We start from the raw sequence: 24,423 nt of genomic DNA, 5'->3' as shown, positions 1-24,423 counted from the left end.
CCGACGATCGTCCCCGTTCTTCATTTCATGCCCGCCCTTCGCACGCCCCTGCGCTCCGCTCGCGCTCGCCGCGCTGCCCGCGACCGCCGCGTGCGGCGCGGCGCGGCCGTGACCGCGGCACGCACGCGTGCACGCGGCTTCACGCTGCTCGAGATGCTGGTCGTGCTCGTGATCGCGGGCCTGCTGGTGTCGCTCGCGTCACTGTCGCTCACGCGCAATCCGCGCACCGACCTGCGCGAGGAAGCGCAGCGCATCGCGCTGCTGTTCGAGACGGCCGGCGACGAAGCGCAGGTGCGCGCGCGCCCGATCGCGTGGCAGCCGACCGCGCACGGCTTTCGTTTCGACGTGAGTTCGCCCGACGGCTGGCGCACGCTGCGCGACGACCTGCTGCGTCCGCGCGACTGGGACGGTGGCGTCACGGGCGCCGAAATCGACTATCCGGGGTCCGACACGCATGCGAGCACGGTCGTGTTCGGCACCGAAAGCGTCGACATGCCGGTGCGCGTGACGCTGCATTCGGCGGTCGGCAGCGCGACGATCGTCGGCACCGGCAACGGCCGGTACGAGGTGCAATGACGATGCGTCGTCGCCTGCCCTTCCCGGCTTCCGGTTCACGAGGCTTCACGATGATCGAGGTGCTGGTCGCGCTCGCGATCATCGCGGTCGCGCTCGCCGCGTCGATCCGCGCGGTCGGCACGATGGCGAACAATGCGTCCGATCTCCACCACCGGCTGCTGGCCGGCTGGAGCGCCGACAACGCGCTCGCGCAGCTGCGGCTCACGCATGCGTGGCCGGAGGTCGGCGAGCAGAGTTTCGATTGTTCGCAAGGCAACGTGCAGATGGTCTGCACGCAGCGCGTGAGCACGACGCCGAACCCGGTGTTCCGGCGCGTGCAGATTTCGGTGAGCATGCCGGGGCACCCCGGCGTGCTCGCGCAAATGGTGACGGTGGTCGCGAATGAAACCAGCCGTCCGCTCTGACGCGCCGATGCGGCGCCGTCCCATGCGTTTCGCCGGCTCGCGCCGCGTGCGCGGCTTCACGCTGATCGAACTGATGATCGCGATCGCGATCCTCGCGGTGGTCGCGATCCTCGCGTGGCGCGGGCTCGACCAGATCATGCGCGGCCGCGACAAGGTCGCGTCCGCGATGGAAGACGAGCGCGTGTTCGCGCAGATGTTCGACCAGATGCGCATCGACGCGCGGCTCGCCGCGACCGACGACGAAGCCGGCCAGCCGGCGATCGGCGTCGCCGGCAATACGCTGCAGATCGTCCGCACGCTCGACTTGGCCGGCGCCGCGCCGCGGCTGCAGGTGGTCCGCTACCGGATCGCCGGCGGGCGCGTCGTGCGCTATGCATCGCCGCCGCTCGCCGATGCGAACCGCTTGCGCGACGTGCTGAAGGACAGCGGCGTCGACGGCTGGAGCTGGGTCGCGCTGATGGGCGGCGTCGGTGCGATCGACGCGAAGCTGTACGTGCCGCGCGTCGGCTGGACCACCAACCTGCAGACGGCCAACGACGCGCTGGCGCAGAACAACGATGCGCTGAAGGTGCCGCAGATCGGCAACGCGCCGCCGACACGCGCGGTGACGGGGCTGCAGGTCAGCATCGGCGCGACGTCGCTGCGCGTGCCCGTCACGCGCATCTTCCTCGTCGGGGAATGACGATGCGCGCGCGCCCTCACCGTTCCCGCTTCGCCGCCCGCCCACCCGCAAGCACACATGCCCGCCGCGAGCGCGGCGCGGCGATCATCACCGCGCTGCTCGTCGTCGCGCTGTCGGCGATCCTCGTGTCGGGGATGTTGTGGCGCCAGCAGGTGCAGATTCGCCGGATCGAGAACCAGCGCGTGATCGCGCAGGCGCAGTGGGTCGCGCGCGGCGCGCTCGACTGGACGCGCATGATCCTGCGCTCCGAGGGCGACACGGCGCCCGGCATCACCTATCTCGGCGGGATCTGGGCCGTGCCGATCGCGAAGACCAAGCTGTCGGACTTCCTCGGCCGGATCGGCGCGCCGAACGACAACGGCGGCGAAGACACCTACCTGTCCGGATCGATCGAGGACGCGCAGGCGAAGTACAACCTGCGCAATCTCGTGTCGTCGCCGGCGCCCGGCGTGCTGCAGCTCAACGTGATGCAGTTGCAGGCGTTCCAGCGGCTGCTGACGACGCTCGGCTACGACGGCGCGTTTGCGAAGCGGATCGCGCTGCAGATGCGCGCGGGCCTGATGCATTCGGCGACGCGCTTCCAGACACCGACGCTGCCCGGCGCCGGTACGGCCGCGACCGCGCCGGTGGCCGGCGGCGACATGCAGGCCGGCAACTTCACCGACGAGCCGGGGATGTCCGACGGCGAGCGCGGGCCTGCGCCGCTCGTGATGTCGGGCGTCGACAACCTGCTCGACGTCGACGGCGTGACGCCCGAGATGGTCGCGCGGCTGCGCCCGTTCGTCACCGTGCTGCCGACCACCACGCCGGTGAACATGAACACCGCGCCGGCCGAGGTGATCGCGGCGCTGGTGCCGGGGATGAGCGTGTCGTCCGCGCAGGCGCTCGTGTCGCGCCGCGAGACCGTGTTCTTCCGCAACGTCGGCGACGTGCAGCTCGCGCTGCGCGGTGCCGGCGCGCCGAACGTGACGATCGACTCGAGCCTCGTCGACGTCAATTCCAGCTATTTCATCGTGCATGGCCGGATCCAGCACGATCGCGCGGAGGTGGATCGCACCTCGCTCGTGTATCGTGATCCGACCACGCACTCGACGCGGGTCGTGCGCATCCGCGACCAGCTATAACGACGCCATCCGGGAGAGGAGCTCTTGAGCACGCTGATTGTTTCTTTGCCGCCGCGCGAGCCGGCCGTGCCGTTGCAGGAATGGCAGTGGCCCGAGCTGCCGTTCACGCTCGTGGACAAGGCCGGCCAGGTGCAGCGCGCGGGCCACGCCGCGCTCGCGCTGCTGCCGCGCGCGAACGAGACGCGGCTGATCGTCGCCGCGCGCGACGTGCTGCTGCTGGCCGCGACCGTGCCGCCGCTCAAGGGGCCGAAGCTGCGCCAGGCGCTGCCCAACATCGTCGAGGATCAGCTGATCCAGGATCCGCTCGGCTGCCATATCGCGCTCGACCCGGTCGCGCTGCCCGATGGCCGCCGCGTGCTGGCCGTCGTCGACCGTGCGTGGTTCCGTACGATCTGCGACGCGTTCGCCGCGGCCGGCCACCGGCGCCTGAGCGCGGTACCCGCGACGCGCTGCCTGCCGGCGCCGCGTGAGCCGGCGCAAGCGCCGCTCGACGCGCCTGTCGACGGTGAGGCCGCCAAGGCCGACGCGATCACGCTCGCGACCGCACCGGCCGCCCGCCCGACGGCCGTGGCCGCGGTGCTCGGGCTGGCAACCACGGTCGAACCGGCGCTCGTCGAAGCCGGCGCGCTGCCGGTCGCGGCCGGTGCGCCGCGTCTCGAACTCGCGATCGCACGCGGCGCGCTCGGCGAGGGTTTCGCGGCGCCCGCGTCGCGGGCCGCCGGCACGCTGGCCGCGCTCGCGGGCGGCGGCGACGTCGAACTGTACGAACTCGGCGAGCCGGGCGCGGAGCCGCGGCTCGCGTCGGTCGGCCGCACCGACGGCCCGCTGCTGCCAGGTGCGCAGCCGCTGCCGTTCGACACGTTCGCGCGGCGTGCGCTCGCCGAGCGCTTCGATCTGTGCCAGTTCGAATTCGAGTCGCAGCCGTGGCGCTTCGACCGCGCGACGATGAAGCGCCTGCGCGTGCCGATCGTGCTCGTCGCGGCAACGCTCGGCGTCGCGGTGATCGGGATGAACCTGCACTGGTGGAAGCTGTCGCGCGAGCGCGATGCGCTGTCCGCGCAGATCACCGAGACGCTGCTGTCCGCCTTCCCGAAGACCACGACGGTGCTCGATCCGCCCGCGCAGATGCAGCGCCAGCTCGACCAGTTGCGCCTCGCCGCGGGCGAGCTGTCGCCGAACGACTTCCTCGCGCTGTCGAGCGGGCTGTCGCGTTCGATGGGCGCGCTGCCGCTCAACGGAATCGCGTCGCTCGATTATCACGACCGGCGGCTCGACGTCGGCTTCAAGCCGGAGGTCAAGGTCGACCCCGATTTCCCGCAGCGTCTCGCGCGCAACGGGCTCGCTGGCGAAGTCGACAGCAGCACCGGCAAATGGACCATCCGGAGCCGCCCATGAAGACCGAACAACTGAACCAGACGCTGGCCCAGTTCTGGGGCGAGCGCTCGCAGCGCGAGCGGACGCTGCTCGGCTGGGGCGGTGCCGTGCTGGCCGTCGCGATCGCGTATTCGGTGCTGTGGTCGCCCGCGCAGGAAGGCCGCGCGCGCATCCGGCGCGAACTGCCGACGATGCGCAGCGAGCTCGCGCAGATGACCGCGCAGGCCAACGAGGCGAAATCGCTGACGGCCGCCGCGCAAGGCGTCGCGCCGACCGGCCTCGCGCTGAAGGATGCGCTCACCGCGTCGCTGTCCGATCACGGGCTGCAGGGCGCGCAGGTGCAGGTGGTCGGCAACGGCGTGCAGATCCAGTTGAAGAACGTGCCGTTCCCGGTGTGGACGCAGTGGCTCGACGACGCGCGCAGGCAGTTCAAGGTGCAGGTCGGCGAAGCGCACGTGACCGGGCTGAAGGAAGACGGCCAGGTCGACCTGACGGCCGTGATGCAACCCTCGACGCAGAAATGACGCAGTGGATGAAACCAGCGACGGTCGGCCGATGAGGCCAGGAATCAGGCGGCTTGCCGCCGCGGTGCCGTGGGCGGTGGCAGGCGGGCTCGCGACGGCGCTGACGCTCGTCGCGCTCGCGCCGGCCGCGTGGATCGCGCCGCAAGTCGCGCGCGCGACCGGCGCTCACGTGAACCTCGTCGATCCGGAAGGCTCGCTGTGGCACGGTTCGGGCACGCTGATGCTCGCGCCGGGCGCGGACCAGAGCGCGGCGACGCTGCTGCCCGGCCGGGTCCAGTGGACCACGCGCTTCTGGCCGCTGCTGACCGGGCGCGTGCAGATGCATATGCGGCAGACCGACGCGATGCCCGACGCCGTCACGCTCGACGCGACGTGGCGCGGCGCGGTGCTGTCGGCGGGCTCGATGGCCGTGCCGGCGTCGCTGCTCGCGGGCCTCGGCACGCCGTTCAACACGCTCGACCTGCAGGGCGACGTGCGGCTCGGCTGGACCGACTGGCGGATGATCGGCAACAACGCGTTCGGCCAGCTGACGGTGACGATCGATTCGATGAGTTCGCGCGTGTCTCGCGTGAAGCCGCTCGGGTCGTACCGTGCGGTGCTGCAGGCGAAGGGGGCGGACGCCGATCTCGACCTGTCGACGACGCAGGGCCCGCTGTTCCTCGACGGGCACGGCAGCTTCGGCCCCGGCCGCGGATCGTTTCGCGGCACCGCGCACGCGGCGCCCGAGCAACAGGCGAACCTCGCGGGGCTGCTGAACCTGCTCGGCCGTCCGATCGGCAACAACCAGGTGTCGCTGATCTTCGGCGACGCGACGCGCTGAACGCGCGGTACGCTCGAATACAACGCAAATGTGTGATTGGCCGGAATGATTTTCACTGAAATTGCGTCTGGCTGGCCTGGGCGCAATACGCCGAGCATTCCATCGAATCAGATAGCAAGGCGCCAGCCAATGAACGAAGGGCCGGCAAAGCCGGCCCATGCAACTTACTTGTCGCCGGTCGGCGTTTTCAGAACCCAGTGCGGCTCGCCGTTGGGCGTGGGCGGCATGATATTGCCGATACCGATGGAGCGTGTGTCACTCGGGTTTCCAACAGGATGCCACGTACCGCCCTGCGGGCATTTTTCTCCGATATTTGCGATCATTTTCTGTCGTTTCCTTGTTAATGGTGAATTCGCATCACGATGATGATGCAATGAATTTGTAATACGATACATTAATAAGTTCAACGACTTTATTTTGAGATAATTTTGAAAATACAAAAAATCAAAATTTATGTCGTTTTTTTATAATTCGATTATCGATTTTTAGGACGTGAACGAAAACTGCCATTTTCCTTATCCTTTCGGTAAGCGATATGGCATGCAGTCGTTCAATGGAGCGCGATTTTCATTTCAGTGCGACCGGTGTGGTCGCCGCGCTGCTCGCCGGCACCGGCGCCGCCGTGTCGCCCGTTTCACGCGCCATGTCCGACGCATCCCAGCCGCCGCCCAGCGCCTTCACGAGCCCGACCGACGACACCATCCGCTGGCCGGCGATCGTCGCGAGCTTCTGCTGCGCGGTAAACGCGGTGGTCTGCGCGCTCAGCACGTTCAGGTAGGCGACCGTGCCGGCCTTGTACTGGTTCGTGACGATCGCGAGCGCGTGCTCGGCGCTGTCGACGGCCTGCCGCTGCACGTCGACTTCCTGCGCGAGGATGCGCTGCGACGCGAGGTTGTCCTCGACGTCCTGGAACGCGGTGAGCACCGCGAGACGATATGCGGCGACGTCCTGGTCGTAGGTCGCGCGGGCGGCATCGGTCTGCGCGGCACGCAGGCCGGCGTCGAACAGCGTCGCCGCGAGCTGCGGGCCGACCGTCCAGAACCGCGCGGGCAGCGTGAACAGTTGCGACCACACCGAGCTCTGGAAGCCGCCGGTGGCCGACAGCGTGAGCGTCGGGAAGAACGCGGCGATCGCCACGCCGATCTGCTCGTTCGCGGAAGCCGCGCGGCGCTCTGCCGCCGCGATGTCGGGCCGGCGCTCGAGCAGCGCGGACGGCACGTCGACCGGCGTGATCGGCGGTTGCGCCGTGAGCGGGTTCGGCGGCAGCGAGAACGTCGATGCCGGTTCGCCGATCAGCGTCGCGATCGCATGCTCGTACTGCGCGCGCGCGACGCCGTTGTCGATCGCCGCGGCCTGCGCGCTCTGCAGCTGCGTCTGCGCCTGGATCACGTCCGCGCGCGCGGCGACGCCCTGCGCGTACTGGTTCTGCGTGAGCTTCAGCGAGTCGCCGTACGACTTCACGGTGTCATCGAGCAGCCTCTGCAGCGCATCGGACGTGCGCAGCTGGAAGTAGGTCTGCGCGAGCAGCGCCTGCTGCGACAGCCGCGCATTCGCGAGATCGGCCGCGGCGGCCGCTTCGCCGGCGCGCTGCGCGCTGACGCTGCGGCTCACCTTGCCCCACAGGTCGGGCTCCCAGCTCGCATCGAGGCCGACGCTGTAGCTGTTGCTGATCGACGAACTGCTGCCGAAGCCCGACGCGCTCGACGACGTGGACGTGCGCCCCGAGCGTGCGCGCGAGCCCGACGCGGTCAGCCCGACGGTCGGGAAATATGCGGCGCGCGCTTCGGCGACGAGCGCGCGGGCCTGCCGGTACGCGGCGGCCGATTGCGCGATGGTCTGGTTCGATGCGTTGAGCTTGCTGATCAGCGCGTCGAGCTGCGGATCGTCGTAGACGGTCCACCACGGGCCGCGGTCGGCCCGGTCGGCCGGCTGCGCGACCTTCCAGCCGGCCGGCGCTTCCTTGAAGGCGGCGGGGATCGACGTGTCGGGCCGGTGATAGTCGGGCCCGACGGCGCAGCCGGCGAGCAGCACGGCCGTCGCAACGGCGACGGCGGCGCTCAGCGGGCGAAAGGCGCGCGGGAGGGGGGCGTACGGCATCGTGGTTTTCCTGTCTGTGCGCGACGGCCGGCGAGCGGCGCCGCGCGATGCGGTCGTTGTGCCGCTGGCGGACAAATGGTAACTGACGGCGGGAAAGCCGCGCAGCCCTAAGGGTACGGCGCGCGGCGGCACGCATGTGTTACCGGCGCGGCCGGCCGGTTTACCGGCCATTACGGACTGCTTGCGGACCAGACAGGCAGGAGATGCGTCGCGGACCACACCGGGCCGCGGAGGGGTGCCGGGCCGGCGTTCAGTCGGGACGGCGAAAGCGGCGCGGCTTCAGTGGCAGCGCACGGGCACCGGGACGGGATCGGCGGCGGACCGCCATGTCGACGGCTCCGTTGCCGCAGGCTGGCCCGTGCGGCGGGTGGCCTCCTTCGCGTTGCGCTGCCGGCGATGATCGAGCCATGCGAACCCGAGCGCCGCGAGCGATCCGCCCGGTACCACCAGCATCGTCACGTACAGCGCGATCTTCCAGCCGCGGTGCGGGCCGGAGAACACATGATGAGCGGTATCGGTCAGGTTGCGGCGCAGCGCGCCGGCGGCATTTTTCAGGAACAGCATCGCGAACATCCTCGGGGGCCCGGCAACGCGGGCAAAGCGGTCAGAACATCGTCTCCGGCAGTGCAACATGCACGTCGTAACTGGTTGACTGAAATAATATTGACTAAGCAATCATTTTTCAAGATACTGGGCGCGTTTTGACCTGAAACGCACTGTTGCTGCGTGCGCAATCGCATGAACGGCGGCCTCTACGATCCCGACACCATCGCGCTGGAAACGAGCCTCGGTTATTACCTGACCAAGGCCCGGCAGGCGCTCGTCGAGCGAATGGACCGCGCGCTCGAGCCGCACGACCTCACCGCGCAGCAGATCGGCGTGATCCTGCTGCTGTCTCGCGGCTATGCGCGCACGCCGTTCGAGCTGTCGCGCAAGATGTCGTATGACAGCGGCTCGATGACGCGGATGCTCGACCGTCTCGAGCGCAAGGGCCTGGTCGCGCGCTCGCGCAGCGAGCAGGACCGCCGGATGATCGAGCTGACGCTGACCGAGCGCGGCGCCGAGGCGGCCCGCGCGCTGCCGTCGCTGATCGCGACCGCGCTGAACGCGCAGCTCGCCGGCTTCTCGGCCGACGAACTCGCGACGCTCACCGGCCTGCTGCAGCGGTTCATCGCCAACGGGCCCGGCGACGCCGGCTGCCCGAAACCCGACGAACCGGACTGCTGAGCGCGGGAGGCCCGATGTCTAGGTTAAGCATTCGCTTATTTATCTGTCTGGGCAGAAGATGACAAGACACATGCTCCGTCTCTCCCCTCACCCGTTCCACCCGGCCGGGCCGCGCGGTATCGCGCGCCCGTGCATTGTGCCGGCGCGTCGCGCGCGCCGCGTCTAGGAGATTCCGATGTCCGCCACCACGGCATCCGCCGCGCCACCTGCCGCCGAACCCGCGCCGCTCACCGGCGGCGCGCTCGCGCTCCTCACCGTCGGGCTCGCGCTCGGCACCTTCATGGAAGTGCTCGACACGTCGATCGCGAACGTCGCGGTGCCGACCATCTCGGGCAGCCTCGGCGTCGCGACGAGCGAAGGCACGTGGGTGATCTCGTCGTATTCGGTCGCGTCCGCGATCGCGGTGCCGCTGACCGGCTGGCTCGCACGGCGGGTCGGCGAGGTGCGCCTGTTCACGCTGTCGGTGCTCGCGTTCACGATCGCGTCGGCGCTGTGCGGCCTCGCGTCGAACTTCGAGACGCTGATCGCGTTCCGGCTGCTGCAGGGCCTCGTGTCGGGCCCGATGGTGCCGCTGTCGCAGACGATCCTGATGCGCAGCTACCCGCCGGCGAAGCGCGGGCTCGCGCTCGGGCTATGGGCGATGACGGTGATCGTCGCGCCGATCTTCGGCCCGTTGCTGGGCGGCTGGATCAGCGACAACTACACGTGGCCGTGGATCTTCTACATCAACCTGCCGATCGGCATCTTCTCGGCGGCCTGCGCGTACTTCCTGCTGCGCGGCCGCGAAACGAAGACGAGCCGGCAGCGGATCGACGCGGTCGGCCTCGCGCTGCTCGTGATCGGCGTGTCGTGCCTGCAGATGATGCTCGACCTCGGCAAGGACCGCGACTGGTTCAACTCGACCTTCATCGTCGCGCTCGCGCTGATCGCGGTCGTGTCGCTCGCGTTCATGCTCGTGTGGGAGGCGACCGAGAAGGAACCGGTGGTCGACCTGTCGCTGTTCAAGGACCGCAACTTCGCGCTGGGCGCGATGATCATCTCGTTCGGCTTCATGGCGTTCTTCGGCTCGGTCGTGATCTTCCCGCTGTGGCTGCAGACGGTGATGGGCTACACGGCCGGCAAGGCCGGCCTCGCGACCGCACCGGTCGGCCTGCTCGCGCTCGTGCTGTCGCCGCTGATCGGGCGCAACATGCACCGGCTCGATCTGCGGATGGTCGCGAGCTTCGCGTTCATCGTGTTCGCAGGCGTGTCGGTCTGGAATTCGACGTTCACGCTGGACGTGCCGTTCAATCACGTGATCCTGCCGCGGCTCGTGCAGGGGATCGGCGTCGCGTGTTTCTTCGTGCCGATGACGACGATCACGCTGTCGAGCATATCCGACGAGCGGCTCGCGAGCGCGTCGGGGCTGTCGAACTTCCTGCGCACGCTGTCCGGCGCGATCGGCACCGCGGCCAGCTCGACGTTCTGGGAAAACGATGCGATCTACCACCACGCGCGGCTGTCGGAATCGGTGAGCGTCTACGCGCAGAATACGACCGACTATCAGGGCGCGCTCGCGCAGCTCGGGATCGTCGGGCAGACGGCCAATGCGCAGCTCAACCAGCTCGTCACGCAGCAGGGCTTCATGATGGCGACCAACGACTTCTTCCACCTGTCGGCCGGCGTGTTCATCGCGCTCGCGGCGCTGGTGTGGATCACGAAGCCGCGGAAGGGCGCGGGGCCGGCGATGGGGCATTGAGGGCGGCGGGATGGGCCAATTGAGCGAAGCCAGCGAGAGATTTGAGCTTGGTTCAATTGGAGAATGCCTGCTATCCCGGCCCGATTCAGCACGTCTGATTCCGCCGGGCATCGCCCCGGCCTCACTCCCGCGCCCGCAATCCCCCGAAGGCCAGATCGTCGCCCGACGCGATCGGCAGCGTCGCCCGCGCGACGTCGAGCCAGGCCCGCGCCGCGTGCGACAGGTAGCCCTTCTTCAGCCAGCCGAGCGCGATCGCCCACGTGATCTCCGGCTCGACGATCGGCCGGCACGTGAACTGCCGCGCATCGAGCCGCCGGCAGTACGGCTCCGGCAACAGCGCAATCCCGACGCCCGCGTGCACCAGCGCGGCCATGAAGTCCCAATGACCGCTGCGGCTCACGATCGACGGCGTGAAGCCGGCCTGCCGGCACGCGTCGAGCACCGCATCGTGCAGCGCGAGGCTTTCCGCATAGAACACGAACGACTCGCGCGCGAGATCGGCGAGCGGCACGGCCGCGTCATCCTCCCAGCGCGACTCGCGCGGCGCGACGAGCCATAGCGGCGCACGCACCATCGGCAGCCGCTCGAACGTGCCGGGATCGACCGGCTCCAGCAGCCCGCCAAGTTCCAGTTCGCCCGACATCAGCGCCGCCTCGATCATCCGCGCGCCCTGCTCGAACAGCTTCAGCTCGATGTTCGGATAGCGCTGCTTGTACGCGGCGATGATCGGCGTGAACAGCGATCCGCCGAGCGGCGGAATGCCGATCGTCAGCTCCCCGCGCCCGAGCGTGCCGAGATCGTTCAGCTCCGACTGCAGCTGCGCCTGCGCGGCGAGCACGTCCTGGCCGCGCTGGAACACGATCCGCCCCGCGTCGGTCAGCACCATCTGCCGGCCGTCGCGCAGCAGCAGCGGCGAGCCGATCTCGTCCTCGAGCGCCTTCACCATCTTGCTGATGGTCGGCTGCGTGACGAACAGCCGGTCCGCGGCCGCGGTGAAGCTCTGCTGACGCACGACCTCGACGAAGTACCGCAGTGCGCGCAATTCCATCGATTACTCCCCAGTTTGGTGCGGCGAACCCAAAGCGAATTCCGAATTGGAATGACAAGGATAGAGACAAGTCATTTTATTTATGGTTAGGGGAAACCCTATACTCACACCATCAACGGAACATCTGTATGGAGCCTGCCATGACCAACCCGACCACCACTGCCGCCGCCCGCCCCGCCGCCGCCGCGGGCAACGTCGCGCGCACGGGCCGGATCGTGCTGCAGGCCACCGCGCTCGGCGTGCTGTGGATGGCGGTCGACTGGGCCGTGCGCGCGGTCGGTCTGCCGGTGCCGTCGGGCGTGATCGGCCTCGCCGTGCTGCTCGTGCTGCTGTTCTCGGGCCGCGTCGCGCCCACCTGGGTCAAGGACGGCGCGAACTGGCTGCTGTCCGACATGCTGCTGTTCTTCGTGCCGGCCGCCGTCGCGGCGGTCCAGTACGGCGGGCTGTTCCGCGAGGACGGCTGGCGCATCGCGCTGGTCATGCTCGCCGGCACTGCATTCGTGATGGTCGCGGTGGCCGTCGCGGTCGACCTCGCCGCGAAGCTCGAACGCCGGCTGGCCGCGCAGCGCGTGTTCGCCCAACGCCGCCGCGCGCGCCTCGCCACCGTGTCCGCCCACTGAGCCGGGGCTCGCGATGCCTGCGCTATTGTCCAACCTGTCCGCCGACCACGTGAATACGGCGATCTCCGTCGGCTGCTTCGTGCTGACGGTCGTCCTGTATTTCGCGTCGAAGCGGCTCTACGCGTACAAGAAGACGCTGTTGTTCTCGCCGCTCGTGTTCGTGCCGGGCGTGCTGGTGCTGCTCGTGTTGCTGACGGGCATCCCGTATTCCGTCTACTTTCGCGACACGCGCTGGCTGATGTGGCTGCTCGGCCCGGCGACGATCGCGTTCGCGGTGCCGATCTACGAATATCGCGAACTGATCCGCCGCCACTGGCTGTCGCTGTCGGTCGGCGTCGCGGTCGGGATCGGCGCGGGCGTGTGCGGGTCGCTGCTGCTCGCGAAGCTGCTGCACCTGTCGCCCGAACTGCAACGCTCGCTGATGACGCGCTCGGTATCGACCCCGTTCGCGCTCGCCGTGTCCGACAAGATCCATGCGCCGAAGGACCTCACCGCGCTCTTCGTGATCGCGACCGGCATCTGCGGGATGCTGCTCGGCGAGATCGTGCTCGCGCTGGTGCCGATGCGCACGCGGCTCGCGCGCGGCGCGCTGTTCGGCGCGGCCGCCCACGGCGTGGGCACCGCGAAGGCGCGCGAGATCGGCAGCGAGGAAGGCGTCGTGTCGAGCCTCACGATGATGATCGCGGGCGTCGCGATGGTGCTGATCGCGCCGCTGCTGTCGCTGCTGCCGATCTGACACCGCACCGGGCGGGCGACGCAGCCCCCTACCAACGCGCCGCAGCGGCGTGGGCCAGTCGTCGTCCCGCCATTCCAGCCCTGCTGCGAGCCCGCACCCGCCGACAATCGGCTGAGATAGCCGCAATTCCCCCCTCTTTTCCGCCCATCGGGCTCGGCCCGGATGCCGAACAATGCATGCTACGAGACATCACGCACGCATTCACATGGCCTCCACGACTGCAAACCCGACTGCCGACAAGCCGGCTTCGTCCGGCAAGTTCAAGCGCATCGCGCTCATCGCCGTCATCGCGCTGGGCGCGGCCGCCGCCGCCGCGGGCGGCATGTACGTGTTCCTGAGCAAGGCGGGCGTCGGCCACGCGAGCGCGCCCGCCGAACCGGCGCCGCTCGCCGCGCCGGTGTTCTTCCCGCTCGACCCGCTGACCGTGAACCTGCAGTCGGACGACGGCGTGCAGCATTACCTGCGAGTCGGCCTGTCGCTGAAGCTCACCGACCCGAAGGCGCAGGAGCAGCTGACCGCGCGCATGCCGGAGATCCGCAGCCGGATCCTGCTCGCGCTGTCGAACAAGCATCCCGAGGACCTCGCGACACCGGAGGGCAAGCGTTCGCTCGCGAAGGAACTGCGCGAGCTGATCGAGCAGCCGACGCAGCCGGGCAACCAGCGCGCGAAGGTCGACGACGTGCTGTTCACCGAATTCGTCGTCCAGTAACGCGGCCGCAAAAGGAGCGCGCATGGGCCACCAGGAGTTCATGTCCCAGGAGGAGGTCGATGCCCTCCTCAAGGGCGTCACGGGCGAAACCGACACGGTCGACGAGCAGCGCGACCTGTCGGGCGTCCGCCCCTACAACATCGCGACGCAGGAGCGGATCGTCCGCGGCCGGATGCCCGGCCTCGAGATCATCAACGACCGCTTCGCGCGCCTGCTGCGGATCGGCATCTTCAACTTCATGCGGCGCACGGCGGAAATCTCCGTGAGCCAGGTGAAGGTGCAGAAGTACAGCGAGTTCACCCGCAACCTGCCGATCCCGACGAACCTGAACCTGGTGCACGTGAAGCCGCTGCGCGGCACGTCGCTGTTCGTGTTCGACCCGAACCTCGTGTTCTTCGTCGTCGACAACCTGTTCGGCGGCGACGGGCGCTTTCACACGCGCGTCGAGGGCCGCGACTTCACGGCCACCGAGCAGCGGATCATCGGCAAGCTGCTGAACCTCGTGTTCGAGCACTACGCGACCGCGTGGAAGAGCGTGCGGCCGCTGCAGTTCGAATTCGTGCGCTCGGAGATGCACACGCAGTTCGCGAACGTCGCGACGCCGAACGAGATCGTGATCGTCACGCAGTTCTCGATCGAGTTCGGACCGACGGGCGGCACGCTGCATATCTGCATGCCGTACTCGATGATCGAACCGATCCGCGACGTGCTGAGCTCGCCGATCCAGGGCGAAGCGCTCGAAGTCGACCGCCGCTGGGTGCGCGTGCTGTCGCAGCAGGTGCAGTCGGCCGAGGTCGAGCTGAGCGCGAATCTCGCGGAGATCCCGTCGACATTCGAGAAGATCCTGAACCTGCGTGCGGGGGACGTGCTGCCGCTGGAGATCGAGGACACGATCACCGCGAAGGTCGACGGCGTGCCGGTGATGGAATGCGGCTACGGCATTTTCAATGGTCAATATGCGTTGCGCGTGCAGAAGATGATCAGCGCGAGCGACACGATGAAGGAAGGTGGATATGAGTGAGCTGAACCAGACGCCCGAACTCGACGCGCAGGCCCTCGCCGACGCTGCGCTCGCGGAATCGGCCGCGGCCGCGCAGGCGGCACCGGCCGCGGCGGAAGACGAACAGGGCCTGGACGACTGGGCCGCCGCGCTTGCCGAGCAGAACCTGCAGCCGGTGCAGGCGGGTGCGACCGGCGCCGGCGTGTTCCAGCCGCTGTCGAAGGCCGCGGCCAGCTCGACGCACAACGACATCGAGATGATTCTCGACATCCCGGTCAAGATGACCGTGGAGCTCGGCCGCACGAAGATCGCGATCCGCAACCTGCTGCAGCTCGCGCAGGGGTCGGTCGTCGAACTCGACGGCATGGCCGGCGAGCCGATGGACGTGCTCGTGAACGGCTGCCTGATCGCGCAGGGCGAGGTCGTGGTCGTCAACGACAAGTTCGGCATCCGCCTGACCGACATCATCACGCCGGCCGAACGCATCCGGAAGCTGAATCGATGAACGTCGTGACGTCCGGCCGCCGCGCGCGCGTCGCGACCTCGGTGGCGGCAGCCGTCGCCATTGCGGCGTCGCTCGCGTGCGTGCCGGCCGGCGCCGCCGACATGAACGCGGTGAACAACGCCGGTTCCATCGCGTCGAGCGTGATGGTCGGCTCGGCCGCGCCGTCGCTCGGCGTCGGCGCGGTGCTGCAGACGCTCGTCGGGCTCGCGGTCGTGATCGGCCTCGTGTTCGGCTGCGCGTGGCTCGCGCGCCGCTTCGGGTTCCAGCCCGCGCGGCGCGGCGGCCCGCTGAAGGTCGTGTCGAGCGTCGGGCTCGGCGCGAAGGAAAGCGCGACGATCGTCGAGATCGGCGACACCTGGCTCGTGCTCGGCGTCGCGCCGGGCAACGTGCGATTGCTGCATACGCTGCCGGCCGGCTCGGCGGTGGCGCCGGCCGACCTTCCCGCCGGTACGCCTTCCGCCGATCGCGGCCAGCCCGGCACCTTCGGCGCGCGGTTTCGCGACGCGCTCGCGGGCGAAGCCGCGAAGCGCTTCGGGCGCGGCAAGGACAACCGCTGACATGGCGTCGCGCCCTCTTTCCGTACCTGCATTCCGATGAAACACGAATTCCTGCGTCGCGCGGCGCGCTTCGCGCCCGCGCTGATCCTCGGCCTCGCCCCCGCGCTCGCCTGCGCGCAGGCGGCCGGCCTGCCCGCGTTCAACACGAGCCCGGGCCCGAACGGCGGCACCACCTATTCGCTGAGCGTGCAGACGATGCTGCTGCTCACGATGCTGTCGTTCCTGCCGGCGATGCTGCTGATGATGACGAGCTTCACGCGCATCATCATCGTGCTGTCGCTGCTGCGCCAGGCGCTCGGCACCGCGACGACGCCGCCGAACCAGGTGCTGGTCGGCCTCGCGATGTTCCTCACTTTCTTCGTGATGTCGCCGGTGCTCGACCGTGCCTACGCCGATGGCTACAAGCCGTTCTCCGACGGCTCGATGCCGATGGAGCAGGCCGTGCGGCGTGGCGTCGCGCCGTTCAAGACCTTCATGCTGAAGCAGACCCGCGAGACCGATCTCGCGCTGTTCGCGAAGATCTCGAAGGCCGCGCCGATGCAGGGCCCGGAAGACGTGCCGCTGTCGCTGCTGGTGCCCGCGTTCGTCACGAGCGAGCTGAAGACCGGCTTCCAGATCGGCTTCACGATCTTCATCCCGTTCCTGATCATCGACATGGTCGTCGCGAGCGTGCTGATGTCGATGGGGATGATGATGGTGTCGCCGTCCACCGTGTCGCTGCCGTTCAAGCTGATGCTGTTCGTGCTGGTCGATGGCTGGCAGCTGCTGATCGGCTCGCTCGCGCAGAGCTTCGGTTAAGCGGAGGACACGCGCGATGACGCCCGAACAGGTGATGACGCTGGCGCACCAGGCGATGATGGTCGGCCTGCTGCTCGCCGCCCCGCTGCTGCTGGTCGCGCTCGCGGTCGGCCTCGTCGTGAGCCTGTTCCAGGCCGCGACGCAGATCAACGAATCGACGCTGTCGTTCATCCCGAAGCTACTCGCGGTGGCCGCGACGCTCGTGATCGCCGGCCCGTGGATGCTGACGACGATGCTCGACTACCTGCGGCAGACGCTGCTGCACGTCGCGACGCTCGGCGCCGGCTGACCGGCGCGCCCGGCTCCGTTCCGTCTCAATGTTCTCGGTTACCTACGCGCAGCTCAACGGCTGGCTGACCGCCTTCCTGTGGCCGTTCGTGCGGATGCTCGCGCTCGTCGCGACGGCGCCCGTGGTCGGCCATGCCGCGGTGCCGGTGCGCGTGAAGATCGGCATCGCCGCGTTCATGGCGCTGGTCGTCGCGCCCACGCTCGGCGCGATGCCGGACGTCACCGTGTTCTCGGCGCCGGGCATCTGGATCGTCGTCACGCAGTTCCTGATCGGCGTCGCGCTGGGCTTCACGATGCAGCTCGTGTTCGCGGCCGTCGAGGCGGCCGGCGACTTCATCGGGCTGTCGATGGGGCTCGGCTTCGCGACCTTCTTCGACCCGCATTCGAACGGCGCGACGCCGGTGATGGGCCGCTTCCTGAACGCGATCGCGATGCTCGCGTTCCTCGCGGTGGACGGCCACCTGCAGGTGTTCGCGGCGCTGGCCGCGTCGTTCCAGACGCTGCCTGTGTCGGGCGACCTGCTGCACGCGCCCGGCTGGCGCACGCTCGCCGCGTTCGGCGCGACCGTGTTCGAGATGGGGCTGCTGCTCGCGCTGCCGGTGGTCGCGGCCCTGCTGATCGCGAACCTCGCGCTCGGGATCCTGAACCGCGCGGCGCCGCAGATCGGCATCTTCCAGATCGGCTTTCCGGTCACGATGCTGGTCGGGCTGCTGCTCGTGCAATTGATGATCCCGAACCTCGTGCCGTTCGTGTCGCACCTGTTCGACATGGGGCTCGATACGATGGGGCGGGTGCTGATCGGGTGGCGCTAGTCCGCTGGCCCCATCGCTTGCTGGAAAACCCCTAACGGAATCGCCCGCCCACGAAAGGTTGCAGAAGGTTTCGCCTCCCTATACTCGTTAAGACGATGCAGCAAGCATCGCGCCATACGAATACAACGAAGGAGACGACCCCGATGCGACCCATCCTGCGCACCCTCGCCGTTGCGGCCAGCCTGAGCTGCGCGCTCGCCGCTCACCCCGCGCTCGCCGAAGACGGCGGCAAGATCACGATCATGGTCGGCGGGATCGCGAAGCTGATCTACCTGCCCGCGCGGCTCACGCAGGAGCTCGGCAACTTCAAGGCCGAAGGGCTCGACGTCGAGCTGCTGTCGCAGCCGGCCGGCGTCGACGCCGAGAACGAGTTGCTGGCGGGCGCCGTGCAAGGCGTCGTCGGCTTCTACGACCATACGGTCGACCTGCAGAGCAAGGGCAAGGACGTGAAGGCGATCGCCGTGCTCTGCCAGGTGCCGGGCGAGGTCGAAATGGTTTCGACCAAGGCCGCGCCGACCTTCAAGTCGATGGCCGACGCGAAGGGCAAGACGCTCGGCGTGACGGGCCTCGGCTCGTCGACCAGCTTCCTCACGCAATACCTGGCGCTGCAGCGCGGCGTGCCGTCGACGCAGTACACGATGCTGCCGGTCGGCGCCGACGCGAGCTTCATCGCCGCGATCAAGCAGGGCCGGATCGACGCCGGGATGACGACCGAGCCGACCGTGTCCGCGCTCGAGAAGATGGGCGACGCGAAGGTGCTGGTCGACATGCGCACCCTCGAGGGCACGCGCGCCGCGCTCGGCGGCACCTACCCGGCCGCGAGCCTGTACGTGCAGTCGGCCTGGGCCGATTCGCACAAGGCGGAAGCCACCAAGCTCGCGCACGCGTTCGCGAAGACGATGCAGTTCATCCATACGCACAGCGCCGAGGAAATCGCCGCGAAGATGCCGGCCGACTACCAGAAGGACAAGGGCCTGTACGTGTCCGCGCTGAAGGCGTCGCTGCCGATGTACACCGCCGATGCGAAGATGCCGGCCGACGGCCCGGCGACCGTGCTGAAGGTGCTGTCGGCGTTCAACCCGTCGGTGAAGGGCAAGCACATCGATCTGGCGCGCACCTACACCAACGATTTCGTCAACGCGAAGTAATCGATCCCGGTACAGGCGCCCGCGGCGGCGATCCCGCCGCCGTGCGTTCCCCGTTCCGGCCCGGCTGACCGGCCCGGCGTCGCCACGATGCGGCGCCCTCTTCACCCGCAGGACGAATGCGATGAACCAGGCAGTTTCCCCGAGCACGCCGGCGATCGAGTTTCGCAATGTGTCGTGCCGCTTCATTTCGCCGGAAGGCAAGGCCACCGTCGCGCTGCGCGACTTCAGCATGAGCGTCGCGCGCGGCGAGTTCATCGCGATCGTCGGGCCGACCGGCTGCGGCAAGTCGACCACGCTGAACCTGATCACCGGGCTGCTCAAGCCGGTGTCGGGCGAGGTGCGCGTGATGGGTCGCCCGGTCGACGGGATCGACCCGCGCATCGGCTTCGTGTTCCAGGCCGACGCCGTGTTCCCGTGGCGCAACGTGATCGACAACGTCGCGGCAGGCCCGTTGTTTCGCGGCCGCTCGAAGGACGTCGCGTACACGCAGGCCGAGGAATGGATCCGCAAGGTCGGCCTCGACAAGTTCACGAAGCACTACCCGCACCAGCTCTCCGGCGGGATGCGCAAGCGCGTCGCGCTCGCGCAGACCTTCATCAACCAGCCGGAAATCCTGCTGATGGACGAGCCGTTCTCCGCGCTCGACATGCAGACGCGCACGCTGATGCAGGACGAACTGCTGCAGCTGTGGTCCGCGAACAAGGGCTCGGTCGTGTTCGTCACGCACGATCTCGAGGAGGCGATCGCACTCGCCGACCGCGTGTTCGTGCTGACCGCGCGCCCCGCGACGCTCAAGCGCGTGTACGAGATCGACCTGCCGCGCCCGCGCGTCATGTCGGAAGTGCGCTACGACGCGCGCTTCGTCGAAATTTCCAAGGACATCTGGCACGACCTGCGCGAAGAAGTGCAGATCGGCTGACCGCACGGCAGCCATGGCAACAAACAGCAAGGACAGGAGCATGACCGACATGACGCTTCCAACTACCGCCCTTACCGCGACGACGCTCGAGGACGACGAGCGCGCCGCGCAACGCCGGCTGCGCCGCCGGCGCAACCTGATCGTCACGTTGCGGATCGCCGTGCTCGTCGTCGTGCTCGGCGGCTGGGAACTCGCCGCACGGCTGAAGTGGATCGACCCGTTCTTCTTCTCGATGCCGTCGCTGATCTTCGAGCAGATCCAGGACTGGTTCGTCAACGGCACGTCGCAAGGGCCGCTGCTCACGCAGGTATGGGTCACGCTCGAGGAAACCGGGATCGGCTTCGTGATCGGCTCGGTCGCGGGCGTGATCTGCGGGATCGTGCTCGGCCGCAACAAGCTGATGGCCGACGTGTTCGGCCTGTACATCCAGATCGCCAACTCGATTCCGCGCGTCGTGCTCGGTTCGATATTCGTGATCGCACTCGGCCTCGGGATGGCGTCGAAGATCGCGCTGGCCGTCGTGATGGTGTTCTTCGTCGTGTTCGGCAACGCGTTCCAGGGCGTGCGCGAAGCCGATCGCTACCTGATCGCGAACGCGCAGATCCTCGGCGCGTCGCGCCGGCAGATCACCACGGCGGTCGTGATTCCGTCCGCGCTGAGCTGGATTCTCGCGAGCCTGCACGTGAGCTTCGGCTTCGCGCTGGTCGGTGCGGTCGTCGGCGAATTCCTGGGTTCCAAGCAAGGTATCGGCCTGCTGATCTCCACCGCCCAGGGCGCATTCAACGCGAGCGGCGTGTTCGCGGCGATGATCGTGCTCGCCGTGGTCGCGCTGGCCGCCGACTACCTGCTGACCTGGGTCGAAAAGCGGCTGCTGAAGTGGCGTCCCGCCGCGTTCTGAGCCACGCACGCATCCGATGACACGCCCGAACCGCGCCGGTTGCCCCGGCGCGGTTCGGCATTGAGGAGAAGGAATGGCGCACAGCCTGCGCGGGCGGCTCCTGTGGTGGCTGCTGCTGCCGCTGGCGGCTTTCGTGCTGATCGCGGGCGCGATGTCGTACGACACCGCGCGGCGCACGGCCGCGCTCGTGCAGGACAGCGCGCTCGTCGCGTCCGCGCGCACGATCGGCGAGGACGTCGAGTGGCGCAACGGGCTGCCGGTCGCCGACGTGCCGCCGGCCGCGCTGGAGATCTTCGAATCGCCGTCGCGCGACTCGGTGTTCTACAAGGTGATCGACGGGCACGGCCGGTTGCTCGCGGGCAACCCGGCGCTCGAGGCGCCCGCCCGGCACGGCGTCGCCCCGACGCTGTACGCCACGACGCTCGACGACCTGCCGTTGCGCGCGGCCGCCTACGACCGGCAGCTGTACGACGAGGGGCAGGTCGAGACGGTCACGGTGGTCGTCGCGAAGACGACGCGCTCGTACGACGCGATGGTCGCGACGATCTGGCGGCCGCAGCTCGTGCGCCTGTCGCTGATGCTGGTGCTCGCGATCGTGCTCGTCTATCTCGGGCTCACGCTCGAGCTGCGCCCGCTGATGAAGCTGAAGGACGACGTCGCGGACCGCGGGCCGATGGAGCTCGAGCCGATTCGCCCGGAGCGGCTGCAGCATGAGCTGCGGCCGATCGTCGACGCGATCAACCAGTGCATCGCGCGGCTCAATACGCACACGGCCACGCAGCGCCGCTTCATCGCCGACGCGGCGCACCAGCTGCGCACGCCGATCGCGGTGCTCGACACGCAGATCCAGTACGCGCAGCAGCGCGGCAACGGCGATCCGGACCTCGCGTCGGTGCTCGACAGCATGCAGCGCAGCAGCCGCAAGATGGCCGACGTGACCGACAAGCTGCTGCTGCTCGCGCATGCGGAAGCGACCCCGCCGACGCTGCTCACGCATCGCGTCGATCTCGCCGCGGTGGTGTCGAGCGTGCTGGAGGAAACGATCGTGCTCGCGCAGCGGCGCGACATCGACCTCGGCGCCGATCTCGGCGAACGGCTCGACGTCGCGGGCAGCGACAGCCTGCTGACCGCGCTGGTGATGAACCTCGTCGACAATGCGGTGCGCTATACGCAGCCGGGCGGCTGCGTGACGGTCGTCGCGCGGCGCGACGGCGACGCGGTCGTGCTCGACGTGGTCGACAACGGCCCCGGCATTCCGGCCGAAGCGCGACCGCACGTGTTCAAGCGGTTCTACCGCGTGGCGGCCGACACCGAAGGCTCGGGCCTCGGCCTCGCGATCGTCCGCGAGATCGCGCAGGCGCACGGCGGCAGCGCGACGCTCGCGCCGGGGCCAGGTAATCGCGGTATCGTCGTGACTGTGCGGCTGCCCGCCTTTGATTGAAGAGATGCCGTCATGAAACTCCTGCTGGTCGAAGACAACGCCGAACTCGCGCACTGGATCGTGAATCTGCTGCGCGGCGAGGATTTCGCGGTCGACTGCGTCGGCGACGGCGAGCGCGCGGACACGGTGCTCAAGACCGAGCGCTACGACGCGGTGCTGCTCGACATGCGGCTGCCCGGCATCAGCGGCAAGGAAGTACTCGCGCGGCTGCGGCGCCGCAACGACAACGTGCCGGTGCTGATGCTGACCGCGCACGGTTCGGTCGACGACAAGGTCGACTGCTTCGGCGCGGGCGCCGACGATTACGTGGTGAAGCCGTTCGAATCGCGCGAACTGGTTGCACGGATCCGCGCGCTGATCCGCCGGCAGGCGGGCGTCGCCACGACGCAGCTCGTGTGCGGCGATCTCGTCTATGCGTTCGGCACGCGCGAATTCCGCTGCGGCGACGCGGTGCTCGCGCTGCGCCGCCGCGAACACGTGATTCTGGAGACGCTGATGCTGCAGCAGAACAAGACGGTGTCGAAGGCGCGGCTGATGGACAGCGTGTTCGCGCTCGACGACGAACCGAGCGCCGATGCGATCGACATCTACATCCACCGGCTGCGCAAGCATCTCGCGCTCAGCACGGCCGAGATCATCACGCTGCGCGGGCTCGGCTATATCCTGCGCGCGAAAAACGCGCAGGTCTGACGGGGGCTATTGCCCTGCCGCTGAACATCGATTCGTAGCACGAAACGTATCGTTGGCCCACCGGCTGTCGGTCGGGCTCGCGCTCCCCCGCCTGCCCGAGCCGCGATTATTGCGCGTTCGGTGTTTTCACCGATCCGATTCTTTCCTCCGGGAAAGCGGCGTGAAGGATTGCACCCTCTACGATGCTATGCGTCGGCCTCTCGCTGTGGTCGGCGACATCCGGCATACATTACGTACTGCCGACGAACAGATTTCAATGCGGCAGCTCGGAGGAGACGATCTTGAAACGAAAAACCCTTGCCCTTTCCATCGCGGCGGCTGGCCTGTGCGCCGGCACCCAGGCGCATGCGCAATCGAGCGTGCAGCTCTACGGCCTGATGGACCTGAGCTTTCCGACCTACCGGACCCACGCCGACGCGAACGGCAAACACGTGATCGGGATGGGCAACGAAGGCGAGCCGTGGTTCAGCGGCAGCCGCTGGGGCCTGCGAGGCGCTGAAGACATCGGCGGCGGCACGAAGATCATCTTCCGCCTCGAAAGCGAATTCGTGGTCGCGAACGGCCAGATGGAAGACGAAGGCCAGATCTTCGACCGCGACGCATGGGTCGGCGTCGAGGACGAACGTTTCGGCAAGCTGACGGCCGGCTTCCAGAACACGATCGCGCGCGACGCAGCGGCGATCTACGGCGACGCATACGGCTCGGCGAAGCTGACCACCGAGGAAGGCGGCTGGACCAATTCGAACAACTTCAAGCAGATGATCTTCTACGCGGCCGGCCCGACCGGCACGCGCTACAACAACGGCCTCGCGTGGAAGAAGCTGTTCAGCAACGGCATCTTCGCGAGCGCCGGCTACCAGTTCAGCAACTCGACCGCGTTCGCGACGGGTTCCGCGTACCAGGTCGCGCTCGGCTACAACGGCGGGCCGTTCGCCGTGTCGGGCTTCTACAACCACGTGAACCACGGCGGCTTCCGGAACCAGACGTTCTCGGTCGGCGGCAACTATACGTTCAGCATCGTGCGCCTGAATGCCGGCTACTTCCGCTACAACGGCGACCAGGGCTCGCTCGGCCAGCGTCACGACGATTCGTGGACGGTGTCGATGAAGATCGCGCCGAAGGGCGCGCTCGACTACGAGCTCGGCTACCAGCAGATGCGGGTCAAGAACGCCGCGTACAACGCGGACGGCTTCGTCCCGAATGCGAACCTCGGAGCCTTCAGCCTGACCAACGGTGTCGGCAACGGCTTCAAGGAGACGATCTACGGGTCGGTGTTCTACCACCTGAGCAAGCGTACCGAACTGTACCTGGCCGGCGACTACATGCGCCTGCACGGCGGCTACACGGTGTCGTCGACGTTCGGCGCGAAAAACCAGCTCGAACTCACGTCGGGCATCCGCACGCGCTTCTGACCTCGGGAACGGCCATCCGGGCGGGGCCGTCGGGCCCCGCCTTGCCCTCCCTCCGGGATTCTCCATGCGGGCACGACGGCGCACTGCGCCGACCGTGCCCTTTTTTCGTCGTTTTCAGCCCGCGCGGCAGGCCCCGCCAGACGCCCTCCGGCCACCGCCGCGACAACCGGTCCGAAGCCGCTTGCGGCCCGTGGGGCGGGCGATCGCGGCCGATGCGCGCACGATCGCCTCGCATCGGTGCTTGACCTGCGCCGACCGACTCGCTAGCGTTTCGGG

28 protein-coding genes are annotated in these 24,423 nt (G+C 68.4%); 24 read left to right on the top strand and 4 right to left on the bottom strand.

Annotation, left to right across the window (positions count from 1 at the left end; all coding sequences use genetic code 11):
* The first annotated feature begins 27 nt into the window (after positions 1 to 27).
* The 7 genes from FFI87_RS00295 to FFI87_RS00265 are packed head-to-tail and all read left to right on the top strand — an operon-like array spanning position 28 to position 5,504.
* Positions 28 to 576, top strand: a complete 549-nt coding sequence (locus FFI87_RS00295; RefSeq protein ID WP_011655583.1) for a GspH/FimT family pseudopilin — start codon at positions 28 to 30, stop codon at positions 574 to 576.
* Entirely contained in the window at positions 573 to 980 is a 408-nt protein-coding gene (gene gspI / locus FFI87_RS00290) for a type II secretion system minor pseudopilin GspI (protein WP_081467163.1), read from the top strand. Before FFI87_RS00295 ends, gspI begins: the two co-directional genes overlap by 4 nt.
* A complete protein-coding gene (locus tag FFI87_RS00285; RefSeq protein WP_011655581.1) occupies positions 958 to 1,662 on the top strand; it encodes a type II secretion system protein J in 705 nt (234 codons plus the stop codon). The genes gspI and FFI87_RS00285 overlap by 23 nt, the downstream gene beginning before the upstream one ends.
* Before the next feature lie 2 nt (positions 1,663 to 1,664).
* Positions 1,665 to 2,786 carry a type II secretion system minor pseudopilin GspK gene (gspK, locus tag FFI87_RS00280; RefSeq protein WP_138846916.1) on the top strand — a complete coding sequence of 374 codons (1,122 nt, stop codon included), beginning with the start codon at positions 1,665 to 1,667 and terminating at the stop codon, positions 2,784 to 2,786.
* 24 nt (positions 2,787 to 2,810) lie between these two features.
* Positions 2,811 to 4,181, top strand: a complete 1,371-nt coding sequence (gspL, locus tag FFI87_RS00275; protein WP_138846917.1) for a type II secretion system protein GspL — start codon at positions 2,811 to 2,813, stop codon at positions 4,179 to 4,181.
* Positions 4,178 to 4,684, top strand: a complete 507-nt coding sequence (gene gspM, locus FFI87_RS00270; protein ID WP_012362733.1) for a type II secretion system protein GspM — start codon at positions 4,178 to 4,180, stop codon at positions 4,682 to 4,684. Before gspL ends, gspM begins: the two co-directional genes overlap by 4 nt.
* Before the next feature lie 31 nt (positions 4,685 to 4,715).
* Positions 4,716 to 5,504 carry a type II secretion system protein N gene (locus FFI87_RS00265; protein ID WP_138848441.1) on the top strand — a complete coding sequence of 263 codons (789 nt, stop codon included), beginning with the start codon at positions 4,716 to 4,718 and terminating at the stop codon, positions 5,502 to 5,504.
* 164 nt (positions 5,505 to 5,668) lie between these two features.
* Here the strand turns inward: FFI87_RS00265 and FFI87_RS34395 are convergent, their stop codons facing one another.
* From FFI87_RS34395 to FFI87_RS00255, 3 genes are all read right to left on the bottom strand, one after another.
* Entirely contained in the window at positions 5,669 to 5,827 is a 159-nt protein-coding gene (locus FFI87_RS34395; protein ID WP_012362731.1) for a hypothetical protein, read from the bottom strand.
* 244 nt (positions 5,828 to 6,071) lie between these two features.
* Entirely contained in the window at positions 6,072 to 7,601 is a 1,530-nt protein-coding gene (locus FFI87_RS00260; RefSeq protein WP_138846918.1) for an efflux transporter outer membrane subunit, read from the bottom strand.
* Positions 7,602 to 7,880: 279 nt separating this feature from the next.
* Entirely contained in the window at positions 7,881 to 8,165 is a 285-nt protein-coding gene (locus FFI87_RS00255; RefSeq protein ID WP_012362729.1) for a multidrug ABC transporter ATPase, read from the bottom strand.
* A gap of 174 nt (positions 8,166 to 8,339) precedes the next feature.
* Here FFI87_RS00255 and FFI87_RS00250 point away from each other — a divergent pair, with 174 nt between their 5' ends.
* Complete coding sequence (locus FFI87_RS00250) at positions 8,340 to 8,828, top strand: MarR family winged helix-turn-helix transcriptional regulator (protein ID WP_006750437.1); 489 nt, start codon at positions 8,340 to 8,342, stop codon at positions 8,826 to 8,828.
* Between the two features lie 175 nt (positions 8,829 to 9,003).
* Positions 9,004 to 10,566, top strand: coding sequence for a DHA2 family efflux MFS transporter permease subunit (locus FFI87_RS00245; protein ID WP_012362728.1), 1,563 nt, complete (start codon positions 9,004 to 9,006; stop codon positions 10,564 to 10,566).
* Between the two features lie 121 nt (positions 10,567 to 10,687).
* Here the strand turns inward: FFI87_RS00245 and FFI87_RS00240 are convergent, their stop codons facing one another.
* Positions 10,688 to 11,614 (bottom strand): LysR family transcriptional regulator, encoded by a 927-nt coding sequence (locus FFI87_RS00240; RefSeq protein WP_012362727.1) that lies wholly within the window; start codon positions 11,612 to 11,614, stop codon positions 10,688 to 10,690.
* Positions 11,615 to 11,754: 140 nt separating this feature from the next.
* Here FFI87_RS00240 and FFI87_RS00235 point away from each other — a divergent pair, with 140 nt between their 5' ends.
* From FFI87_RS00235 to FFI87_RS00165, 15 genes are all read left to right on the top strand, one after another.
* Positions 11,755 to 12,234, top strand: coding sequence for a CidA/LrgA family protein (locus tag FFI87_RS00235; RefSeq protein WP_138846919.1), 480 nt, complete (start codon positions 11,755 to 11,757; stop codon positions 12,232 to 12,234).
* 13 nt (positions 12,235 to 12,247) lie between these two features.
* Positions 12,248 to 12,970: an LrgB family protein gene (locus tag FFI87_RS00230; RefSeq protein WP_012362725.1), complete on the top strand. Its 723-nt coding sequence runs from the start codon at positions 12,248 to 12,250 to the stop codon at positions 12,968 to 12,970.
* 172 nt (positions 12,971 to 13,142) lie between these two features.
* The gene (gene fliL / locus FFI87_RS00225; RefSeq protein ID WP_012362724.1) at positions 13,143 to 13,679 is read left to right on the top strand and encodes a flagellar basal body-associated protein FliL; all 537 of its coding nucleotides are present in this window, start codon (positions 13,143 to 13,145) and stop codon (positions 13,677 to 13,679) included.
* 22 nt (positions 13,680 to 13,701) lie between these two features.
* Positions 13,702 to 14,700: a flagellar motor switch protein FliM gene (gene fliM, locus FFI87_RS00220; RefSeq protein WP_012362723.1), complete on the top strand. Its 999-nt coding sequence runs from the start codon at positions 13,702 to 13,704 to the stop codon at positions 14,698 to 14,700.
* The gene (gene fliN, locus FFI87_RS00215; protein WP_012362722.1) at positions 14,693 to 15,184 is read left to right on the top strand and encodes a flagellar motor switch protein FliN; all 492 of its coding nucleotides are present in this window, start codon (positions 14,693 to 14,695) and stop codon (positions 15,182 to 15,184) included. Before fliM ends, fliN begins: the two co-directional genes overlap by 8 nt.
* Positions 15,181 to 15,741 carry a flagellar biosynthetic protein FliO gene (gene fliO / locus FFI87_RS00210; protein ID WP_138846920.1) on the top strand — a complete coding sequence of 187 codons (561 nt, stop codon included), beginning with the start codon at positions 15,181 to 15,183 and terminating at the stop codon, positions 15,739 to 15,741. Before fliN ends, fliO begins: the two co-directional genes overlap by 4 nt.
* Positions 15,742 to 15,777: 36 nt before the next feature.
* Complete coding sequence (fliP, locus tag FFI87_RS00205) at positions 15,778 to 16,539, top strand: flagellar type III secretion system pore protein FliP (RefSeq protein WP_012362720.1); 762 nt, start codon at positions 15,778 to 15,780, stop codon at positions 16,537 to 16,539.
* Positions 16,540 to 16,555: 16 nt separating this feature from the next.
* Positions 16,556 to 16,828, top strand: a complete 273-nt coding sequence (gene fliQ, locus FFI87_RS00200) for a flagellar biosynthesis protein FliQ (protein ID WP_006750427.1) — start codon at positions 16,556 to 16,558, stop codon at positions 16,826 to 16,828.
* Positions 16,829 to 16,856: 28 nt separating this feature from the next.
* Positions 16,857 to 17,639 (top strand): flagellar biosynthetic protein FliR, encoded by a 783-nt coding sequence (gene fliR, locus FFI87_RS00195; protein ID WP_012362719.1) that lies wholly within the window; start codon positions 16,857 to 16,859, stop codon positions 17,637 to 17,639.
* Between the two features lie 143 nt (positions 17,640 to 17,782).
* The gene (locus FFI87_RS00190; RefSeq protein WP_012362718.1) at positions 17,783 to 18,787 is read left to right on the top strand and encodes an ABC transporter substrate-binding protein; all 1,005 of its coding nucleotides are present in this window, start codon (positions 17,783 to 17,785) and stop codon (positions 18,785 to 18,787) included.
* Positions 18,788 to 18,908: 121 nt separating this feature from the next.
* Positions 18,909 to 19,706, top strand: coding sequence for an ABC transporter ATP-binding protein (locus tag FFI87_RS00185; protein ID WP_006750416.1), 798 nt, complete (start codon positions 18,909 to 18,911; stop codon positions 19,704 to 19,706).
* 49 nt (positions 19,707 to 19,755) lie between these two features.
* Positions 19,756 to 20,604, top strand: a complete 849-nt coding sequence (locus FFI87_RS00180) for an ABC transporter permease (protein WP_012362717.1) — start codon at positions 19,756 to 19,758, stop codon at positions 20,602 to 20,604.
* A 73-nt stretch (positions 20,605 to 20,677) separates the two neighbouring features.
* On the top strand, positions 20,678 to 22,045 hold the full coding sequence (locus FFI87_RS00175) for a sensor histidine kinase (protein ID WP_012362716.1): 1,368 nt from the start codon (positions 20,678 to 20,680) through the stop codon (positions 22,043 to 22,045).
* A gap of 12 nt (positions 22,046 to 22,057) precedes the next feature.
* On the top strand, positions 22,058 to 22,735 hold the full coding sequence (locus FFI87_RS00170) for a response regulator (RefSeq protein ID WP_138846921.1): 678 nt from the start codon (positions 22,058 to 22,060) through the stop codon (positions 22,733 to 22,735).
* Between the two features lie 281 nt (positions 22,736 to 23,016).
* The gene (locus FFI87_RS00165; RefSeq protein WP_041489883.1) at positions 23,017 to 24,147 is read left to right on the top strand and encodes a porin; all 1,131 of its coding nucleotides are present in this window, start codon (positions 23,017 to 23,019) and stop codon (positions 24,145 to 24,147) included.
* Positions 24,148 to 24,423 lie beyond the last annotated feature (276 nt).

It is taken from the genome of Burkholderia sp. KBS0801, from assembly GCF_005937855.2.
Taxonomy (GTDB): domain Bacteria; phylum Pseudomonadota; class Gammaproteobacteria; order Burkholderiales; family Burkholderiaceae; genus Burkholderia; species Burkholderia ambifaria.
The sequence above is the reverse complement of the archived record's forward strand: the minus strand, read 5'-3'. Positions and strand labels throughout refer to the sequence as shown.

Excerpts from the sequence above, each read along its gene's own strand:
- FFI87_RS00235 (WP_138846919.1), top strand. The coding sequence starts at position 11,755 with ATGACCAACCCGACCACCACTGCCGCCGCCCGCCCCGCCGCCGCCGCG.
- FFI87_RS00230 (WP_012362725.1), top strand. The coding sequence starts at position 12,248 with ATGCCTGCGCTATTGTCCAACCTGTCCGCCGACCACGTGAATACGGCG.
- FFI87_RS00285 (WP_011655581.1), top strand. The coding sequence starts at position 958 with ATGAAACCAGCCGTCCGCTCTGACGCGCCGATGCGGCGCCGTCCCATG.
- FFI87_RS00245 (WP_012362728.1), top strand. The coding sequence starts at position 9,004 with ATGTCCGCCACCACGGCATCCGCCGCGCCACCTGCCGCCGAACCCGCG.
- FFI87_RS00255 (WP_012362729.1), bottom strand. The coding sequence starts at position 8,165 with ATGCTGTTCCTGAAAAATGCCGCCGGCGCGCTGCGCCGCAACCTGACC.
- FFI87_RS34395 (WP_012362731.1), bottom strand. The coding sequence starts at position 5,827 with ATGATCGCAAATATCGGAGAAAAATGCCCGCAGGGCGGTACGTGGCAT.
- fliM (WP_012362723.1), top strand. The coding sequence starts at position 13,702 with ATGGGCCACCAGGAGTTCATGTCCCAGGAGGAGGTCGATGCCCTCCTC.
- fliO (WP_138846920.1), top strand. The coding sequence starts at position 15,181 with ATGAACGTCGTGACGTCCGGCCGCCGCGCGCGCGTCGCGACCTCGGTG.
- fliN (WP_012362722.1), top strand. The coding sequence starts at position 14,693 with ATGAGTGAGCTGAACCAGACGCCCGAACTCGACGCGCAGGCCCTCGCC.
- FFI87_RS00265 (WP_138848441.1), top strand. The coding sequence starts at position 4,716 with ATGAGGCCAGGAATCAGGCGGCTTGCCGCCGCGGTGCCGTGGGCGGTG.
- FFI87_RS00295 (WP_011655583.1), top strand. The coding sequence starts at position 28 with ATGCCCGCCCTTCGCACGCCCCTGCGCTCCGCTCGCGCTCGCCGCGCT.
- gspI (WP_081467163.1), top strand. The coding sequence starts at position 573 with ATGACGATGCGTCGTCGCCTGCCCTTCCCGGCTTCCGGTTCACGAGGC.
- FFI87_RS00240 (WP_012362727.1), bottom strand. The coding sequence starts at position 11,614 with ATGGAATTGCGCGCACTGCGGTACTTCGTCGAGGTCGTGCGTCAGCAG.
- FFI87_RS00190 (WP_012362718.1), top strand. The coding sequence starts at position 17,783 with ATGCGACCCATCCTGCGCACCCTCGCCGTTGCGGCCAGCCTGAGCTGC.
- fliL (WP_012362724.1), top strand. The coding sequence starts at position 13,143 with ATGCATGCTACGAGACATCACGCACGCATTCACATGGCCTCCACGACT.
- fliP (WP_012362720.1), top strand. The coding sequence starts at position 15,778 with ATGAAACACGAATTCCTGCGTCGCGCGGCGCGCTTCGCGCCCGCGCTG.
- FFI87_RS00180 (WP_012362717.1), top strand. The coding sequence starts at position 19,756 with ATGACGCTTCCAACTACCGCCCTTACCGCGACGACGCTCGAGGACGAC.
- gspK (WP_138846916.1), top strand. The coding sequence starts at position 1,665 with ATGCGCGCGCGCCCTCACCGTTCCCGCTTCGCCGCCCGCCCACCCGCA.
- FFI87_RS00185 (WP_006750416.1), top strand. The coding sequence starts at position 18,909 with ATGAACCAGGCAGTTTCCCCGAGCACGCCGGCGATCGAGTTTCGCAAT.
- gspM (WP_012362733.1), top strand. The coding sequence starts at position 4,178 with ATGAAGACCGAACAACTGAACCAGACGCTGGCCCAGTTCTGGGGCGAG.
- FFI87_RS00260 (WP_138846918.1), bottom strand. The coding sequence starts at position 7,601 with ATGCCGTACGCCCCCCTCCCGCGCGCCTTTCGCCCGCTGAGCGCCGCC.
- fliQ (WP_006750427.1), top strand. The coding sequence starts at position 16,556 with ATGACGCCCGAACAGGTGATGACGCTGGCGCACCAGGCGATGATGGTC.
- FFI87_RS00250 (WP_006750437.1), top strand. The coding sequence starts at position 8,340 with ATGAACGGCGGCCTCTACGATCCCGACACCATCGCGCTGGAAACGAGC.
- fliR (WP_012362719.1), top strand. The coding sequence starts at position 16,857 with ATGTTCTCGGTTACCTACGCGCAGCTCAACGGCTGGCTGACCGCCTTC.
- FFI87_RS00170 (WP_138846921.1), top strand. The coding sequence starts at position 22,058 with ATGAAACTCCTGCTGGTCGAAGACAACGCCGAACTCGCGCACTGGATC.
- FFI87_RS00175 (WP_012362716.1), top strand. The coding sequence starts at position 20,678 with ATGGCGCACAGCCTGCGCGGGCGGCTCCTGTGGTGGCTGCTGCTGCCG.